This is a genomic window from Patescibacteria group bacterium, from assembly GCA_041650995.1.
In the GTDB taxonomy this organism is placed as follows: domain Bacteria; phylum Patescibacteriota; class Patescibacteriia; order XYB2-FULL-38-15; family XYB2-FULL-38-15; genus JAHIRI01.
Genome location: JBAZJZ010000001.1, coordinates 82,126 through 98,201 on the forward strand (window position 1 = coordinate 82,126; position 16,076 = coordinate 98,201).

General features: G+C 41.8%; 15 protein-coding genes. 14 read left to right on the forward strand and 1 reads right to left on the reverse strand.

Features of this window, described 5'->3' with window-relative positions:
* Positions 1-7 precede the first annotated feature (7 nt).
* Genes WC445_00425 through WC445_00450 form a run of 6 tightly spaced genes read left to right on the forward strand, consistent with a single transcriptional unit; the run spans position 8 to position 7,505 of the window.
* Positions 8-1,525 (forward strand): glycosyltransferase family 2 protein, encoded by a 1,518-nt coding sequence (locus WC445_00425; GenBank protein ID MFA5128415.1) that lies wholly within the window; start codon positions 8-10, stop codon positions 1,523-1,525.
* Between the two features lie 2 nt (positions 1,526-1,527).
* Positions 1,528-2,526, forward strand: coding sequence for a glycosyltransferase family 2 protein (locus WC445_00430; protein MFA5128416.1), 999 nt, complete (start codon positions 1,528-1,530; stop codon positions 2,524-2,526).
* A gap of 3 nt (positions 2,527-2,529) precedes the next feature.
* Positions 2,530-3,336, forward strand: a complete 807-nt coding sequence (locus WC445_00435) for a glycosyltransferase family 2 protein (protein MFA5128417.1) — start codon at positions 2,530-2,532, stop codon at positions 3,334-3,336.
* Between the two features lie 18 nt (positions 3,337-3,354).
* On the forward strand, positions 3,355-5,352 hold the full coding sequence (locus WC445_00440; protein MFA5128418.1) for a DUF4012 domain-containing protein: 1,998 nt from the start codon (positions 3,355-3,357) through the stop codon (positions 5,350-5,352).
* 11 nt (positions 5,353-5,363) lie between these two features.
* Positions 5,364-6,371 carry a rod shape-determining protein gene (locus WC445_00445; GenBank protein MFA5128419.1) on the forward strand — a complete coding sequence of 336 codons (1,008 nt, stop codon included), beginning with the start codon at positions 5,364-5,366 and terminating at the stop codon, positions 6,369-6,371.
* A gap of 15 nt (positions 6,372-6,386) precedes the next feature.
* Positions 6,387-7,505 carry a glycosyltransferase family 1 protein gene (locus WC445_00450; protein MFA5128420.1) on the forward strand — a complete coding sequence of 373 codons (1,119 nt, stop codon included), beginning with the start codon at positions 6,387-6,389 and terminating at the stop codon, positions 7,503-7,505.
* 106 nt (positions 7,506-7,611) lie between these two features.
* On the opposite strand, the gene WC445_00455 is transcribed toward WC445_00450, so the two are convergent.
* On the reverse strand, positions 7,612-7,866 hold the full coding sequence (locus WC445_00455; protein ID MFA5128421.1) for a hypothetical protein: 255 nt from the start codon (positions 7,864-7,866) through the stop codon (positions 7,612-7,614).
* A 539-nt stretch (positions 7,867-8,405) separates the two neighbouring features.
* Between WC445_00455 and WC445_00460 the strand changes: the two genes are divergently transcribed.
* The 8 genes from WC445_00460 to WC445_00495 all read left to right on the forward strand — a co-directional run bounded on the left by WC445_00460 (position 8,406) and on the right by WC445_00495 (position 16,074).
* Positions 8,406-9,164 (forward strand): helix-turn-helix domain-containing protein, encoded by a 759-nt coding sequence (locus WC445_00460; GenBank protein ID MFA5128422.1) that lies wholly within the window; start codon positions 8,406-8,408, stop codon positions 9,162-9,164.
* Between the two features lie 505 nt (positions 9,165-9,669).
* A complete protein-coding gene (locus WC445_00465; GenBank protein ID MFA5128423.1) occupies positions 9,670-10,650 on the forward strand; it encodes a hypothetical protein in 981 nt (326 codons plus the stop codon).
* A gap of 94 nt (positions 10,651-10,744) precedes the next feature.
* Positions 10,745-11,800, forward strand: a complete 1,056-nt coding sequence (locus WC445_00470) for a YCF48-related protein (GenBank protein MFA5128424.1) — start codon at positions 10,745-10,747, stop codon at positions 11,798-11,800.
* Positions 11,801-11,819: 19 nt separating this feature from the next.
* Entirely contained in the window at positions 11,820-12,146 is a 327-nt protein-coding gene (locus WC445_00475) for a hypothetical protein (GenBank protein ID MFA5128425.1), read from the forward strand.
* Between the two features lie 37 nt (positions 12,147-12,183).
* Complete coding sequence (gene frr, locus WC445_00480; GenBank protein MFA5128426.1) at positions 12,184-12,738, forward strand: ribosome recycling factor; 555 nt, start codon at positions 12,184-12,186, stop codon at positions 12,736-12,738.
* Between the two features lie 42 nt (positions 12,739-12,780).
* Positions 12,781-14,469 carry a glycine--tRNA ligase gene (locus tag WC445_00485; GenBank protein ID MFA5128427.1) on the forward strand — a complete coding sequence of 563 codons (1,689 nt, stop codon included), beginning with the start codon at positions 12,781-12,783 and terminating at the stop codon, positions 14,467-14,469.
* A 4-nt stretch (positions 14,470-14,473) separates the two neighbouring features.
* Complete coding sequence (locus WC445_00490; GenBank protein ID MFA5128428.1) at positions 14,474-14,767, forward strand: hypothetical protein; 294 nt, start codon at positions 14,474-14,476, stop codon at positions 14,765-14,767.
* A 38-nt stretch (positions 14,768-14,805) separates the two neighbouring features.
* The gene (locus WC445_00495; protein MFA5128429.1) at positions 14,806-16,074 is read left to right on the forward strand and encodes a pitrilysin family protein; all 1,269 of its coding nucleotides are present in this window, start codon (positions 14,806-14,808) and stop codon (positions 16,072-16,074) included.
* Positions 16,075-16,076 lie beyond the last annotated feature (2 nt).

Below are 16,076 nucleotides of genomic sequence, written 5' to 3' on the forward strand. Positions count from 1 at the left end.
TTATTTTATGAAGATAAAAGATAAGACAAAGTATAGAATATTGGAAATTATTCCAGGCGCACTCGTCTGGGTTACTTTTATTTTGGCAATTTTACTTTCTTTCTGGAAGCCGCTTTGGGTAATTTATTTTGTCATAGTTTTTTGTATTTATTGGCTTTTTCGCGTGCTTTATTTTGTTTTCTACATGGCGATTTCTTGGCGGCGTTTTAAAAAAGACGTGGGAACAAACTGGCGGGAAAAAGTTCAAAAATTGCCAGACTGGCAGAATTATTATCATCTAATAGTTTTACCGACGTCCAAAGAACCGATTGAGGTTTTGCGTTCCACTTTTGAAAATTTGGAAAACTCACATTATGCTTTGGATAAAATGATTGTGGTTTTTTCCGGAGAAGAAAGAAATAAAGAAATTTTTTCGCAGAATGCTGAAATAATTAAAAAAGAATTCGGCGATAAATTTTATCAGTTGCTTATTACCATGCACCCGGATAATTTGGTTGGAGAAATCAAGGGTAAGGGGGCAAACGCGCACTGGGCTGGATTTAAAGCCAAGGAATTGATTGATGAACTTAAAATTCCTTACGAAAAAATTGTTGTCTCTTATTTTGACAGCGATACCTGCGTACATCCAGAATACTTTGCTTGCTTGGCGTATAAATATATTACTCATCCTAAACGTGAGCACGCGGCTTTTCAGCCGGTGGCGCTTTATAATAACAATATTTGGGACTCAATGTCTCTGATGCGCGTCGCGGCCTTTGGTACAACCTTTTGGCTTTTAACTGAACTCGCGAAACCCGATAGACTTTTTACTTTTTCTTCGCACAGCATTGCCTTCAAGGCGCTTGTTGATGTTGATTTTTGGCAGAAAGATGTTGTGACCGACGACTCAAGAATTTTTTTGCAATGTTTCATCCGTTATGGCGGAGATTTTGAAGTGGTGCCGATGTATGTCCCTGTTTCCATGGATACGGTTATGGCAGAAACGCCTTGGCGGAGCTTAGTTAATCTTTATAAACAGCAGCGGCGTTGGGCTTGGGGAGTGGAGCATTTTCCTTACATGGTTTGGCATTTTTCCCGCGGAACTTTAAAAACCGACAAGGGAGAAATTTCGGTTCCTAGAATTCCTTTTTGGAAAAGAGTTAAATATCTCTGGAATTTAGGAGAGGGAATGTATTCCTGGGCAACCGCGCCGATCTTGATGTTTGTTTTAAGTAAATTACCGCTTTGGGTCGGAAAAGATGAAATTGGAACGACGGCATTTTTTCAAACCGCACCTCTTGTTTTAAAGTGGCTTTTGACCGCGGCAATGCTGGGCATGGTTGTTTCGGCAATTTTATTTTTATTTTTATTGCCGCCTCGACCAAAAAACCAAAGCCCGTTTAAATTTGTCATTATGCTTGTGCAGTGGGCATTGCTTCCGGTGTCTTTAATTTTGTTTGGCGCAATTCCGGCTGTTGAAGCGCAGACAAGATTGATGCTCGGAAAGTATTTGGGTTTTTGGGTAACGGAAAAAGCGAGAAAGTAATTATGAAAGTTTCTATAAATTTAGTAACCTGGAACGGGAAAAAGTATTTACCACATTGCCTGGATTCGATTGCTAAACAAACTTTCCGCGATTTTTCATTATTTATTTTGGACAATGGTTCAACTGACGGCACAGTAGAATATTTGAAAAATTCCTTATTGCCCGTTACCAACTGTCGACTGGAGTTTAATGAAGAAAATATCGGGTTTGCCGCCGGCCACAACCAGGCGATCCGCACGACAGAGGGTGATTATGTTTTAATGTTGAATCAGGATATAATTTTGGAGCCAAATTTTTTGGAAGAAATAATTAAATTTTTAGATAATAATAAAGAGGTGGCGGCTGTAACAGGAAAACTTTTGTATTGGGATTTTGCCAATAACCAAAAAACAGATTTGATTGATTCTGTCGGCATAAAAATTTTTAAAAATCATCGGGCGATTGAACTTGGGGCAGGGGAAATGGATTTGGAAGAATGGAGCGCGCCGCGGGAAGTGTTTGGTATATCTGGGGCAGCACCAGTTTATCGGAGGTCGGCTCTGAGCGAAGTGGCAATTAACGGTGAAATTTTTGATGAAGATTTTTTTAGTTATAAAGAAGATCTGGATCTTGCATATCGATTGCGGCTTGCCGGTTTTAAAGCGTGGTTAATACCCACGGCCAGAGGCTACCATGACAGATCCGCGAGGAGCATAGCTAAAACAGATTTTGCAGTAGTAAAAGCGCGAAAAAGTAAATCGTCTTTTGTTAATTATCACTCCTATAAAAATCATTTGTTTTTTCTTCTGAAAGATGTCCCGGTGGGAGTGTGGTGGCGCTACGGTTATCTAATAAAATGGTATGAATTTAAAAAATTTATTTATCTTTTAATTTTTGAAACGAGAACACTTGGGAGTTTGGGGGAGTTTTTCAAGAAATTTTCCAGGATGTGGAAAAAAAGAAAATGGATTATGAAAAATAAAAAGGCGGATATGGCGGAAATAAAAAAATGGTTTTCTTAAAATATGGACTTATCAATCATCATTTTAAATTACAAAGCGCGAGGACTCCTAAAGGAATGTCTAAAGGGCATTGAAATGGTTCAGCCGAAATTGGATTATGAAATTATTGTGGTTGATAATGCCTCGGGCGATGGAACAGCCGCGATGATGCGCGAAAATTTTCCGGATATTAATTTTATCTCTTCGGAAGAAAATTTGGGGTATGCCAAGGGAAATAATTTGGGAATACAAAAGGCAAGCGGTCGTTATGTGATGATTATGAATCCGGATATTATTGTTTTTTCCGGTGTTCTTGAAAAATTAATCCAGTTTTTAGACGAGAGGCAGGACGTGGGAATTGTCGGACCGAAACTCTTAAATCCAGACAAATCATTGCAATATTCTTGTTATCGTTTTCCAGATTTTTGGGAACCGGTTTACCGCCGAACGCCGCTCGGCCGGTTTAATTTTGCTAAAAAGAAACTGGATCAATATTTTATGAAAGATTTTGATCATAATTCCGCGAAAGAAGTTGATTGGCTTTTAGGCGGTTGTCTTTTAATCCGGCGCAAGGCTCTGGAAGATGTTGGTTTTTTGGATGAAAGATATTTTGCTTATTTTGATGATGTTGATTTATGCAGAAGTATGTGGGAGAAAAAATGGAAGGTGGTTTATGATCCAGAAATTTCCGTGATTCATTTCCATCGTCGCGAATCAGCCGAAGGAAATTGGTGGAGCGCAATTTTTAAAAAAGTTACAAGAATCCATTTGGCAAGCTGGCTGAAATATTTTAAAAAATGGGGGAGAAAAACAACAGCAACGGAAAGATAAAAAATAATTGTAAAATTTATGAATTTTAGGGGGACCAATTTTTTGGATATTGTTCGTCCGGCCAGGGCGGAGCGGCGGCGGGCAATTTTGTTTATTAAAATTTTACTTTACTCTTTTGTTGCGGTAGTGGCCGTGAGTTTAATTTTAGTTGGTATTTATTTTGGAACCGCTCGCAAAGTTTACAGCTTGTCGGATCAAGGAAAACAAAATTTAGAATTGGCTTCAAATGAAATTTCTGCGTTGAATTTAGCAAAAGCTGGGATGTATTTAGCGGAGGCGGAAAGTAATTTTAGCGAAGCCGCGGGAAGCTTTAATAAATTAAAATTTTTGAGTAAAATTCCTTGGGTTGGAAATCAGTATGATGCCGCTTCGGGTTTGCTTCAGTCGGGAATCCAGACCTCGTCAGCTCTTCGCGATCTTGTAGGTGTGGCAGAAGAAATTATAAGTGTCATGGGAGACGCGGAAGCGTTGGTGCAGGGAATTCCATCAATTTCCAGCGAAACAAGTTTCGCGGAAATTAGCCCGGAAAAAAAGCGCGAGCTTTTACAAAAACTCTTTGAGTCGCCGCCACGCCTTCAGGGAGCAAAAGCAAAAATAGATTTGGCGTTGCTCGCGCTCGACCAAATTAACGAAGATGATGTTGCGGGTCAGATTTTAAAAATTTTAGCGCCGGTGAGAGAAGCTTTGTTAAAAGTTCAAGGAATACTTGTTAAAGCAATTCCCGCGGCGGAAATTTTGCCAAAAATTGCCGGTTATCCGGAAGGTAAAACTTATCTTTTTCTTTTGCAAAATAGTGACGAACTCCGGCCGACAGGCGGATTTATTGGGACTTACGGAATTGTAAAGGTAAAAGACGGCAATGTGGAAATATTTGATACGGACAATGTTTATGCTCTAGACGGGGCAGCGGCAAGCTATTTGCGAATTACGCCTCCCGCTCCAATTATAAAATATTTAAGAGTTAATGCATGGTTTTTGCGCGACTCAAATTGGTCGCCGGATTTTCCGACCGCGGCGGCGCAAGCTGAATGGTTTTATAAGGCCGAAGGCGGCAGGGAGAAAAAAATTGATGCCGTGATTGCTGTTACGCCGACTTTTATTGAAAATATTTTGCGCCAGATCGGCAATATTGAAATGGACGGAGAAACTTTCACCCCGGAAAATTTGATGGATGTTCTTCAATATAAAGTGGAAAAAGAATATTATGAAAAAGGAATTCCGGAAATTCAAAGGAAAGACATCGTTGGTGATTTAGGAGAAAAGATTTTTGATCGTCTAACAAGTCTTCCGTCATCGCGTTGGTCAAGTCTTTTTAAAGTTGCCGACCAAGCCTTAATCGAAAAACATCTTCTTATTTGGAGTGAGGATCAAGAATTACAATCAATCATTGTCCGCGAAGGTTGGAGCGGAAAAATTTTGGAAACAAGCGGAGACTATCTCTCGGTTATTGATGCAAATTTAGCTGCCTACAAAACCGATGGTGTAATGGATAAAAAAATAAATTATTCTTTGTCAAATGATTCGTCGGGAAATCTTCGCGCTAAAGTAGAAATTAATTACAGAAACAACGGCTCATTCACTTGGAAAACTACGCGCTATAGAACTTACACTAGAATTTATGTTCCGGAAGGGAGTGTTTTAATTGGTGGCAGCGGCATGCTGGAGAATGATAAAATTTTTAATCCGTCTGGACGACCGGGAAAAATTGATGTTGGAGAGGAGGCGGGAAAAACTTATTTTGGCGCTTTCATTTCTATTGAACCGGGAAAAGAGGGAACACTAAGTTTTGAATACGCTTTGCCGGAAAAAATTAATGATCAAGTTAATCAGGGGCTGTATAAATTATTAGTTCAAAAACAATCCGGCACTATCGCTCATCCCTTGACTTTAAACCTTAATTTTGGTAAAAATATTAAACAAGCCAGTCCGGCGGAAGAGCAGAAAAATTGGGGAGATGCGGTATACAAATTACAGACTAATTTAAGAGAAGATAAAACAATTGAAGTCGGATTTTAAATAAGAGATTTATGCTTCGTAAGAAAATCGGCATTGACCTTGGAACAACAAACGTCCTGGTTCATGTTCCAAGAAGGGGAATTATTATTAACGAGCCGTCGGTTGTCGCGCTTTCTGTTTCTGATAGAAAAATTTTGGCTGTTGGCCATGAAGCAAAAGAAATGCTCGGTCGCACCCCAGAGACGATTGTCGCGCGCCGTCCGCTGAAAGACGGCGTGATTGCCGATTACAAAACAACGGAGACCATGCTTAGATATTTTATTAATAAAGCTTTGGGTGGCATGCGACTTTTCCGCCCGGAAGTAATGGTGGCTGTACCAGCGGGAATTACCTCCACGGAAAAAAGAGCGGTAATTGACGCGACGATTACGGCCGGAGCCAAGGCGGCATATGTTATTAAAGAGCCGGTGGTAGCCGCGATCGGCGCTAATATTCCAATCGGCAGCGCCTCGGGCCACATGATTATTGATATCGGCGGCGGCACGTCGGAAATGGCCGTGATTTCTCTCGGCGGGATTGTTTCTTCCGCGTCAGTTCGAATTGGCGGAAATAAATTGGATATGGCTCTAGCTGAGTTTGTCCGCCGAAAATACGGTTTGGCCATTGGCGAGAGAACGGCCGAGCAAATTAAAATAGAAATTGGTTCAGCTCTGTATCTTGAAGATAAATTAAGAATGGAAGTGCGCGGCAGAGATATGATTACGGGTTTGCCGCGAACGATTATTGTTACTTCCGATGACGTGACTGATGCTTTGGGAAACGAGCTAGAAGGCATTATTGCCGCGGTTAAAGAAGTTTTATATAACACTCCGCCAGAACTTTCTGCCGACGTGATTGACAAGGGGATTGTTCTTTCCGGCGGGACAGCGCTTCTTAGAAATCTTGATCAATTAATTTCCCAGGCGACTGGAATTCCTACTTACGTGGCAAATGATCCTTTGCTTTGCGTGGCAAAAGGAACAGGTATTGCCTTGGAAAATTTGGAATCTTACAAGAAGAGTATTTTGGCGACGAAGTAAAAATAATATTTACACATGACGATTGGTATCGACGCCTCGCGCGCCAATAAAATCGAAAAAACCGGTACTGAGTGGTATTCTTATCATTTAATCCAGGAATTAAAAAAAATTACTGATCAAAAAGATCAGTTTATTTTGTATTCGCGGGAAAAATTGAGAAGTGAGTTGGGAGAATTGCCATCAAACTGGCAGAACCGTGTTTTAAATTGGTCGCCCCAAAAATTATGGACGCAGGTGCGATTTTCCGCTGAAATGTGGCAGAGGCCGCCGGAGCTGCTTTTTGTTCCCGCCCACATTCTTCCAACGATTCGTCCGGAAAAAGTTGTGACAACTTGCCATGATGTCGCATTTCTCCGGTTGCCGCAAGTTTACGATTGGGCGGCTTTAAAATATCAGAAGTTAGCCGTGAAGTTTGCTATTCGCCACGCGACAAAAATTATTGCCGTTTCGGAATTTACAAAAAGTGAACTTGTAGAATTTTTTAAAATTTCTCCGGAGCGGATCGTAGTCGTGTCGAACGGTTACGACAGCGAACGGTATAAAATAATTGAGGATAGGGGAGAAGTGGAAAAAGTTTTAATAAAATATAATATTCGTGGCTCATACGTTTTATATACTGGCCGTTTGGAATTGAAAAAAAATATTCCAGGATTGATTGAGGCATTTAAAATTTTGAAAAAAAATTACAAACAGCCATTGAAATTAGTTTTGGTCGGCCAGCCGGGTTTTGGTTTTGAAAAAGTTACAAAAGCGATAATAGAAAATAATTTGTCCGATGAAATAATTATACCCGGCTGGGTGGGAAAAGACGATTTGCCATACTTAATGAACGGCGCGACAGCTTTTGTTTTTCCATCTCTTTACGAGGGTTTTGGCATTCCGGTTTTGGAAGCTATGGCTTGTGGTACGCCGGTTGTTGCTTCTGGAATTCCCGCGCTTCGCGAGGTAGCGGGCGAGGCGGCGTATTTGGTTGACCCGTATTCCGTAGAAAATATTGCCGAGGGGATGAATCGCGTTTTAACTGATGAACATTTACGAGAAGGTTTAAAAATCCGCGGGCTTCGGCGGGTAAAAGATTTTAGTTGGGAAAGGTGTGCGCGGGAAACGTGGAAAGTTTTAGAAAGTATAAAATAAAAAAAGAGAGGCCCGTCCGCAATTAGGATTTAGAGTCCTATTCGCAGGCAGACCTCAATGGGTGGGATAGAAGAGTCCCGAGAATCGAGACTCAGGCGGGAACGAACTAGTAGAGATCGTCGGCGGGATCCTCGAGCTGCCCGCCGGTGGCGAGCAGTCGGATGTGGTCATCATCGCTGGCCCAGGCGATCGCGCGGTCGCGGTCGCGGGTCTGGCGCCAGACACCGTCGGGGTCCCTCTCCAGGTCGGCGGGGTCGTCCTCGCCGTCCTCACCACGCAGATCGGGCGGAAGCAGTTCGCGCAGTTCCTCGGACAGTTCGCCGCGGTTCAAGTCGCACTCCGCGAAACGTCGGCAAGCCATTCTTCCCACTCCTCCTTCCCAACTCCGCTCGGATGAGCGAAGTGATGACCTCCTCCTGATAGCCATCCAGTTGCGTAGAAATTTTTTTCTAACCAACTGGATAATTATCAGGTTTATCCGCCGAAAAGGCGGGATTTTTAAAAAAAGTAGGGGCTTCAAGACTCGCGTCCATCCACCCCCTTGTCATCGCATTGCGCGATATCTTCCCGTTACGGGAAGGGCATTCGGCTTTCCTCCCTCTGCTTGATGCGGGTGTCTGCCGCTGAATGTGGTCCAGAACACCCTGGTAGTGGCCTTGGCGGCTGCCAGCAGCGATAGCGTAATTTCGCCATCACCGTGGTCAGCGCCTTGGCCGTTTGCAATGCCTCATCGCCGTGACAGAGCTTCCCCACGTTCGGTGCCTTTACTTTAACATATTTTAATAATTTTGTCAAGAGTTGTTGACAAAATATACAAAAAGCCCTAAGTTTATAGGGCTTTTCTTTATTCTTTATTTATGTTATGATAGGTGAATAATTAAATAAAAATTGTTAATATTTATGTTGGAAAAAGAATTACAAAAATTAGGCTTATCAGATAAAGAAGCCAAGGTTTATTTATCTTCAATGGAACTTGGCCCATCGCCGGTGCAAAGCATCTCGAGTAAAGCTGGCGTAAATCGTGCTACAACTTATGTGATGATTGAATCGCTAATCGGTCGCGGTTTGATGAGCTCTTTTGAAAAAGGAAAAAAGAGATTTTTTACGGCCGAGTCTCCAGATCAACTCCTCGCTATTCTTCACAAAGAGGAATTGGAGGCAAAAGAAAAAACGCGGCAATTTGAAGGAATTTTGCCGGAGTTAAAAATTCTTTTTTCTGCCGCAGAAGAAAAACCCCGTTTGAGATTTTTTGAGGGCATTGAAGGTCTTAAGGCTATTCAGGAGGATATATTGAAATCAAAATTTGAAAGTTTTGAAGAGGTCGTTGCTCTAGATGAATTTTATAAAATTTTTCCTCCTGATGATAAGGATCATAGAAAAAAGTTAGCCGTTAAGACAGAAAAGATGTTAGTGAGGATTATTTATACTGGAGCTAAAGGAAAAGTTTTAGCAGCAAAAGAAGGGTTGAAAGAAAGAAGATATATTCCACCGGAAAAATTTCCGTTTTCTACAGATATTGTGATTTATGGGACTAAAGTTGCAATCGGAGTTTGTAGAGGTAAAATTATAGGAGTAATTATTGAAAGTAAAGAGGTCAGTGAGGCTTTGCGCGCGATTTTTAATTTGGCCTGGGAGGGTGCAGAAAAATATCAAAAGTAAAATTAAATAAAAAAAGCCCGAGATTGGTGCGCTCTTTCGCTTTGTCGCGATGGCGTTGCCACCAAATTCCCGGGCTGTGCGCCGTGGGAAAATCAGCAGTTTGCATGGTCTCCCAAGCGCGAAGATCGTCAGGATCACGTTGTTGAGTTTGTTGAGCCGTTGCCGTTGAGCGTCGTCACCCACCTTCTCCGCAGTTCGCGGTTCGTCGCTTCTGCAACCACTTCTTGCCTGTGGATTTGCCACCCCAAAACATGATCGAACCTCCTTTCGGAGGACAATATCTGAAGCAGCAAGCCAAGACCCGAAGGCCTCAAAGCTAAGCCGCGCATTTCGGCAATTGTTGTTTGCCTCGCGGCAGTCGCTCGCTGACCTAGAAGAGTCAAGTACCCACTACAACAGAAAAGCCTCCAGTTCGCGGACGGGGAAGCCCCGTCACTTCTGCTTTTAATTTAACATAATCGCAGGGATTTGTCAAGTCAAATTGACAAATTATAAATAAGAGACAATGTTTTCTAATATTATCGGCCATAGAAATATCACAAGTTTTCTGGAAAAAAGCTTGAAAAATTGGGAAATTTCCCATGCGTATTTGTTTTATGGTCCGGCGCATTTAGGCAAAAAAACTGTGACTAGTTGTTTTGCTGAAAGCCTGCTCGGCCAGCCGATTTTAAATCATCCTGATGTTTATGAAGTTCGCCGCGAGCGCAAGGAAAAAGAAGAAAAATTAGCTAAAAATATTAGTATTGAGCAGGTTAGAGAATTTCAACAAAAATTATCTTTAACCTCCTTTTTAAATTCATATAAAATTGGTATTATAGAAGAGGCGGAAACCCTGAGCACTGAGGCGGCCAACAGTTTATTGAAGACCCTGGAAGAGCCGACGCCGAAAACCGTGATTATTCTTCTTTCCGCGACTATTTCTGCCTTGCCGGCGACGATTGTTTCCCGTTGCCAGACTTTGAAATTTTTGCCGGTCGCGAAAGAAAAAATTTATGATCAGCTTTTGAATCTTGGGGCAAGTCGTGATGAGGCAAGAGATTTGGCGGGAATTTCTTGGGGAAAACCAGGGCTTGCGTTTGATTTTTGGAAAGCTAAAAAAGAAGAGGGTAAGGATTCGGCCATGGCAGATTATGAAGAACAGGTGCAAAACATTTTGGATTTAATGAAGGCAGAAACAATGCGCGATAAAATGAAGATTTTTGACGAGGTTTTGGGAAAAGATTCGGGCACGGAAGATTTGTTTGGTTCGTTAAATCAGATTTTAGCTCTCTGGACTTCAGTTTTACGCGACGCGGTAATGCTTCGCCACGGATGTCCGGAACTCGTGGCTAACGCCAAATTTTCTGAAGAGATAAAAAAAGTTTCCAGCCGTTTTAGCGTAGATTTTTTTCCGCGGCTTTGTCGGGAAATCCGGCGCACGGGAAAATATTTTGGAGAAAATTTAAATCCGCGTTTGGTTTTAGAAAATTTATTATTATCATTTTAAAAATGTCATTGCGGGGAGTCCCGACTTTGCTCGGGCAACGCGGCAATCCCATTGCTTGAGATTGCTTCACTTCGTTCGCAATGACAATGTGATTATGAAAAAAATCTATTTTGTTTTTTTTCTTTTGGCTGGTTTGGTTTTGACAGGCGCGGGTTGCATAAGTTTTACCGGCGGTGACCAAAGCGGGACGGACGGCGGGATTTTTAAATCAGTTGATAAGGCGGAAAATTGGTTACAAAAAACGGCGGTGGCGGCAGTGAAGCCGGGAAGTTTGGCAAACGTGAATGTTGTGTCTTTGGTTTTTGATCCGCAAGATTCAAAAACAATGTATTTGGCCACAGCCGAGAATGGCCTTTTTTATACGATTGATGGCGCGGAATCATGGTTTATTGCCGGCTCGCTTTCCGGCGGTAGAATTAATGCCGTGGCGCCGGACGCGAAAGACAAATGCAACCTTTACGCCGCCGCGGGAAATAAAATTTTTAAAACAACAGATTGTACAAGAAGCTGGCAAAATATTTATGTTGATACCAGAGCAGACCAGGTTGTAACCGCGCTCGCGACAGATTCTTACACCCCGAACATAATTTATGCCGGGCTTTCAGGCGGCGATCTTTTGAAATCCACAGATTCCGGAGCGAGTTGGACTGTAATTAAACGTTTTGAAAATGAGGTCAAGAAAATTTTGGTGAATTTTTATGACACAAGAATAATTTATGTGGGCACCCAGGGGCGGGGAGTTTGGAAAACAACCGATGGCGGGGCAAACTGGACGGACTTGAGTGAAAAATTAAATGAGTTTGATGGAGCGCGGGATTTCAAGAACTTGATTTTGGATTTTTCCAAACATGATTCTTTGATTTTGGCGTCTCGCTACGGTTTGCTCCGGACGGCAGACGGCGGAGCGAACTGGCAGGCAATTCAGCTTTTGACGCCGCCGGGCAGCGTGGATATTTTTTCCTTGGCTGTGAATCCGCAAAATGGAAATGAAATTTATTATGGAACAAGTTCCACACTTTACAAAACAGTGGACGGCGGAGCAAGATGGGTAACAAAAAAATTGCCAACCACTCGCGCCGCGACATATCTCCTGGTTGATCCGGGAAATGGCAACATAGTATACCTCGGCACAACAAGATTTCAAAAGTAATTTATAAACAAATAATTTTATGACAGAAAAATTTCGAGGTGAGGGGGAGTCAACGTCAGAAAGTTTGCGCGCGGCGTATCGTGAGGCGAGGAAAGAGGGAGGTGCAATAGTGGCAGAACTACTTCAAGCGGTTAGAGAGATCGCGGCGAGCATGCCAGGCAAGGAAGAGTCAGTAATACAAGGCGAGTTACGCAAAAATATCCGGGTAAGGGAGATCTATACCCGATGGGACAAGGCAATAGCGAGAAGACAGAAAGCTTACGGAGAGTGGAGAAGATTTAGAGATACTGAGGGGGACCAGGCGGTGTACGAAGAAGATGAAGAAGAAGATTGGGAAAACTGGTGAAGATTTTTGATAAGTAATATTTTATAAGTTCAAAAATATGAATAATTTTTTAGAAACACACAAAGAAGATTTTACAAAAGTCGTGGAGCATTTGAAGGGCGAGCTTTCATCGCTCCGAACCGGACGGGCGAACGCCTCGCTTGTGGAAAATATCACAGTTGAAGCGTACGGCGTCAAAACCCCGATCCGCGGTTTGGCTAATATTACCGTTCCTGATCCGAGAACCTTAGTTATTGAACCTTGGGATAAAAGTGTTATTAAAGATATGGAAAAAGCGATTCAGATGGCGAACACGGGTATTAATCCGGTAAATGAAGGAACAAAAATTCGGCTTTCTATGCCACAGATGACCGAAGAAAATAGAAAAGAGATGATAAAAATTCTTGGCCAAAAGCTGGAGCAGGCGAGGATAAGTTTACGAAACGTCCGCGAAACGGTGAAAGATGAAATTGCGAAAGCGGAAAAAGATAAAGAAATTGGTGAAGATGAAAAATTCAGGTTTCAGGAGGAATTGGAAGAATTTGTTAAAGAAAAAAATGAGGAAGTAAAAGAGATTGGGGAGAAGAAGGAGAAGGAGTTGATGACGATTTGATTGAAGTAACGAGTAACGGGTAACGAGTAAATTTATTTTTTTATGAAAAAAGAAAAAAATAATGGCGTCGAGTTGATGGATAAAATCGTTTCGCTCTGTAAGCGGCGCGGTTTTATTTTTCCCGGTTCGGAAATTTATGGCGGCATGGCAAATTCTTGGGATTACGGGCCGCTCGGAGTGGAATTGAAAAATAATATTAAACAGGCTTGGTGGAAAAAATTTGTTCATTCTCGGACAGATATGGTTGGGATTGACGCGGCGCTGATTATGAATCCGAAAGTTTGGGAAGCGTCGGGGCATTTGAAAAATTTTACCGATCCACTCGTGGAATGTAAAAAATGCCACGAGAGATTTCGCGCGGATAAGCTGATCAGTGATAATCAAAAAGTTGTTCTATTGCAAAAAGAGTTATCAGATTTTATAGAAAAATATTTGAAGGATAACCTCGGCGAGGCGGAAGGTAAGGCAAACCAAGTTGAATATCTTACCTTGGGGTTTGATGGTGAGATTAAAGATTCTGATTATTCAGGGAGAGAACAGGAAAAAATTATAAAGTATTTTAAAAAAGCTGCCCAACAAGCATTTGATTTAATACATTACGACGTAGACGTTAATGAGGAAGGTCACTATGAAGGTGGGTGGGATTTTAGGGAAGCATTTCTGCGACGATTTTCCCCAGTAGACATAAAAGATTTAGCTGAAGAATTATATCTTGATCGCGAAATAAAGTGCCCGGCTTGTGACGGGAGGGATTGGGGCGCTACACGTCAATTTAATTTGATGTTTAAAACTTTCATCGGTCCGGCTGAAGAGTCGGCGAATGTGGCGTATTTCCGGCCCGAAACGGCGCAGGCAATGTTTGTGGATTTTAAACAAGTGGCGGAAACTTCAAGAAAAAGAATTCCCTTTGGCATTGCCCAAATTGGCAAGGCTTTCAGAAATGAAATTACACCGGGAAATTTTATTTTTCGCACCCGCGAGTTTGAACAAATGGAAATAGAATATTTTATCCGGGAAAAAGATTGGGAAAAGACTTTTGAATATTGGCATGAGGAAATGTATAAATGGATGGGGGAGTTGGGTTTGAAAAAAGAGCATCTGCACGATTTGGAAGTTCCGGAAAAAGAACGGGCGCATTATTCCAAACGGACAATTGATATTGAATATGATTTTCCTTTTGGCACGGATGAACTTTACGGCCTGGCTTATCGCACAGATTTTGATTTAGAAAATCACGCGAAAGCGAGCGGCCAGAGTTTAGAATATTTGGATCCGGAAACGCAGGAAAAATTTATTCCGCACGTGATTGAACCGACTTTTGGAGTGGATCGTTCTGTTCTCGCTGTGCTTTGCGAATCATATAATGAAGAAGAAGCGCCGACGGCGGAAGAAGGAAAAACAGAGCCACGGGTGGTTTTAAAATTTCCGAAATGGCTCGCGCCGATTAAAGTCGCGATTTTGCCGCTTTCCAAAAAAGAGGAATTGGCAAAAGTGGCTCGGCCGATTTACGAAGACTTGGTCAAATATTTCATTTGCGAATACGACGAAACGCAATCCATCGGCAAACGCTACCGTCGCCAGGATGAAATCGGCACGCCGTATTGTGTGACAGTTGATTTTGAAACTTTGGAAGATAAATCCGTGACGGTGCGCGACCGCGACACAATGAAACAAGAAAGAATAAAGATTGAGGAATTGGTTGATTATTTAAAAATTAAATTGGAGGAGTAAAATTATGCCAATCAACAATCCATCAGGAGAACAACACGCAGAACAACTTAGGATGCACGGCGAAGAACTTAGAGATCAATTCGAAAAAATAACGCAAAAACTTAACGCGGTTTTTGGCGCGGATGGTTATAGTATTGATACAGATGGTTTTGTTGTTCTTACTAATCCAGAAAATTCATTAACAGAAGCCGAACAGAAAACTTTGGTTGAAGGAGACACGGAAGTCCACAGGATTTATGATGAATCTAAAAAATTAGGTTTGGATATTTTTAGAAGACCTTCGGATAAGATTCATTAATTTTGAGATGTATCTGTAAAAATCGTCTAATTATTTTTATGTTTGAAAAAAAAGTATTAAAGAGCGGATTGCGTTTGATTACTTCGCCAATTTCCGGCACGGAAGCGGCGACGATTTTGGTTTTGTGTAAAGTCGGTTCGCGTTATGAAGAGTTGGCGCAAAATGGCGTTTCCCATTTTATTGAACACATGATGTTTAAGGGAACAAAAAAACGGCCAGAGACGATTGATATTTCCCGCGATTTGGACAGCGTGGGGGCCGAGTATAATGCTTTTACTTCGCGCGACAACACTGGTTATTATATAAAAATTGAGCAAGATAAAATTGAGTTGGCGCTGGACATGCTTTCCGATATGCTTTGGAATTCTAAATTCGATGAAAAAGAAATTAAGAGCGAATCGGGAGTAATTTCTGAAGAAATCAGGATGTATGAAGATAATCCAATGATGTTTATTGAAGATCTTTTGGAGCAGACAATGTTTGGCGATCATCCGCTCGGACGGAAAATCAGCGGTGATGTGGCGACCGTGAAAAGTTTCAATAGAAAAATGATGTTGGAATACAGAGATAAATTTTATCAGCCAAATAATACGGTTCTGGCTTTGGCCGGAAAATTTGATAATAAGGCCGTGGTGCTCGCGGAAAAATATTTTGGCGCGGGCGGAGTTAAAGTAAAACCAGCTTTTAAAAAATTTGATTTTTCCGTAAAAGAAGCTAAGCCGAAATTAAAAGTTCAATTTAAAGAAACCGAGCAGGTTCAGCTCGCTATCGGCTTCCCTGGTTTTTCCCATTCCGATTCGAAACTTTACGCGCTTCAATTGATGAGTATAATTTTGGGCGGCTATATGAGTTCACGCCTTTTTATTTCCATTCGCGAGAAGCGAGGATTGTGTTATTTTATCAGATCATACACGAATGTTTATGAAGACACAGGAAATTTAGTAATCCAGTCCGGACTTGATAAAACAAGAATTACCTCGGCAATCGGCGCGATTTTTGAAGAGCTGGATAAAATTGCCCGAAACGGCGTGACCGAGGAAGAATTAGAACGGGCGAAGGAGTGCGTTAAAGGGCGCCTCGTTTTGGCGCTTGAAGATTCAAGCCAGGTGGCTGATTGGTATGCCAAGCAGGATCTTTTGACTGGAGAAATTTTGACACCGGAAGAAAAAGTGAAAAAAGTTTTTGCCGTGGCAGCGGGCGATATCAAAAAAATTGCCGAAGAGGTAATGCAGAAAAAAAATATGACAGTTGCTCTGATCGGGCCGTTCAAAGATGAAACGCCGTTCGCGAAATTTTTAAAGTTATAAAA

What these genes read in the sequence shown, in the direction of transcription:
- WC445_00425 (MFA5128415.1), top strand. Translation starts at nt 8, where the DNA reads ATGAAGATAAAAGATAAGACAAAGTATAGAATATTGGAAATTATTCCA.
- WC445_00430 (MFA5128416.1), top strand. Translation starts at nt 1,528, where the DNA reads ATGAAAGTTTCTATAAATTTAGTAACCTGGAACGGGAAAAAGTATTTA.
- WC445_00435 (MFA5128417.1), top strand. Translation starts at nt 2,530, where the DNA reads ATGGACTTATCAATCATCATTTTAAATTACAAAGCGCGAGGACTCCTA.
- WC445_00440 (MFA5128418.1), top strand. Translation starts at nt 3,355, where the DNA reads ATGAATTTTAGGGGGACCAATTTTTTGGATATTGTTCGTCCGGCCAGG.
- WC445_00445 (MFA5128419.1), top strand. Translation starts at nt 5,364, where the DNA reads ATGCTTCGTAAGAAAATCGGCATTGACCTTGGAACAACAAACGTCCTG.
- WC445_00450 (MFA5128420.1), top strand. Translation starts at nt 6,387, where the DNA reads ATGACGATTGGTATCGACGCCTCGCGCGCCAATAAAATCGAAAAAACC.
- WC445_00455 (MFA5128421.1), bottom strand. Translation starts at nt 7,866, where the DNA reads ATGGCTTGCCGACGTTTCGCGGAGTGCGACTTGAACCGCGGCGAACTG.
- WC445_00460 (MFA5128422.1), top strand. Translation starts at nt 8,406, where the DNA reads ATGTTGGAAAAAGAATTACAAAAATTAGGCTTATCAGATAAAGAAGCC.
- WC445_00465 (MFA5128423.1), top strand. Translation starts at nt 9,670, where the DNA reads ATGTTTTCTAATATTATCGGCCATAGAAATATCACAAGTTTTCTGGAA.
- WC445_00470 (MFA5128424.1), top strand. Translation starts at nt 10,745, where the DNA reads ATGAAAAAAATCTATTTTGTTTTTTTTCTTTTGGCTGGTTTGGTTTTG.
- WC445_00475 (MFA5128425.1), top strand. Translation starts at nt 11,820, where the DNA reads ATGACAGAAAAATTTCGAGGTGAGGGGGAGTCAACGTCAGAAAGTTTG.
- frr (MFA5128426.1), top strand. Translation starts at nt 12,184, where the DNA reads ATGAATAATTTTTTAGAAACACACAAAGAAGATTTTACAAAAGTCGTG.
- WC445_00485 (MFA5128427.1), top strand. Translation starts at nt 12,781, where the DNA reads ATGAAAAAAGAAAAAAATAATGGCGTCGAGTTGATGGATAAAATCGTT.
- WC445_00490 (MFA5128428.1), top strand. Translation starts at nt 14,474, where the DNA reads ATGCCAATCAACAATCCATCAGGAGAACAACACGCAGAACAACTTAGG.
- WC445_00495 (MFA5128429.1), top strand. Translation starts at nt 14,806, where the DNA reads ATGTTTGAAAAAAAAGTATTAAAGAGCGGATTGCGTTTGATTACTTCG.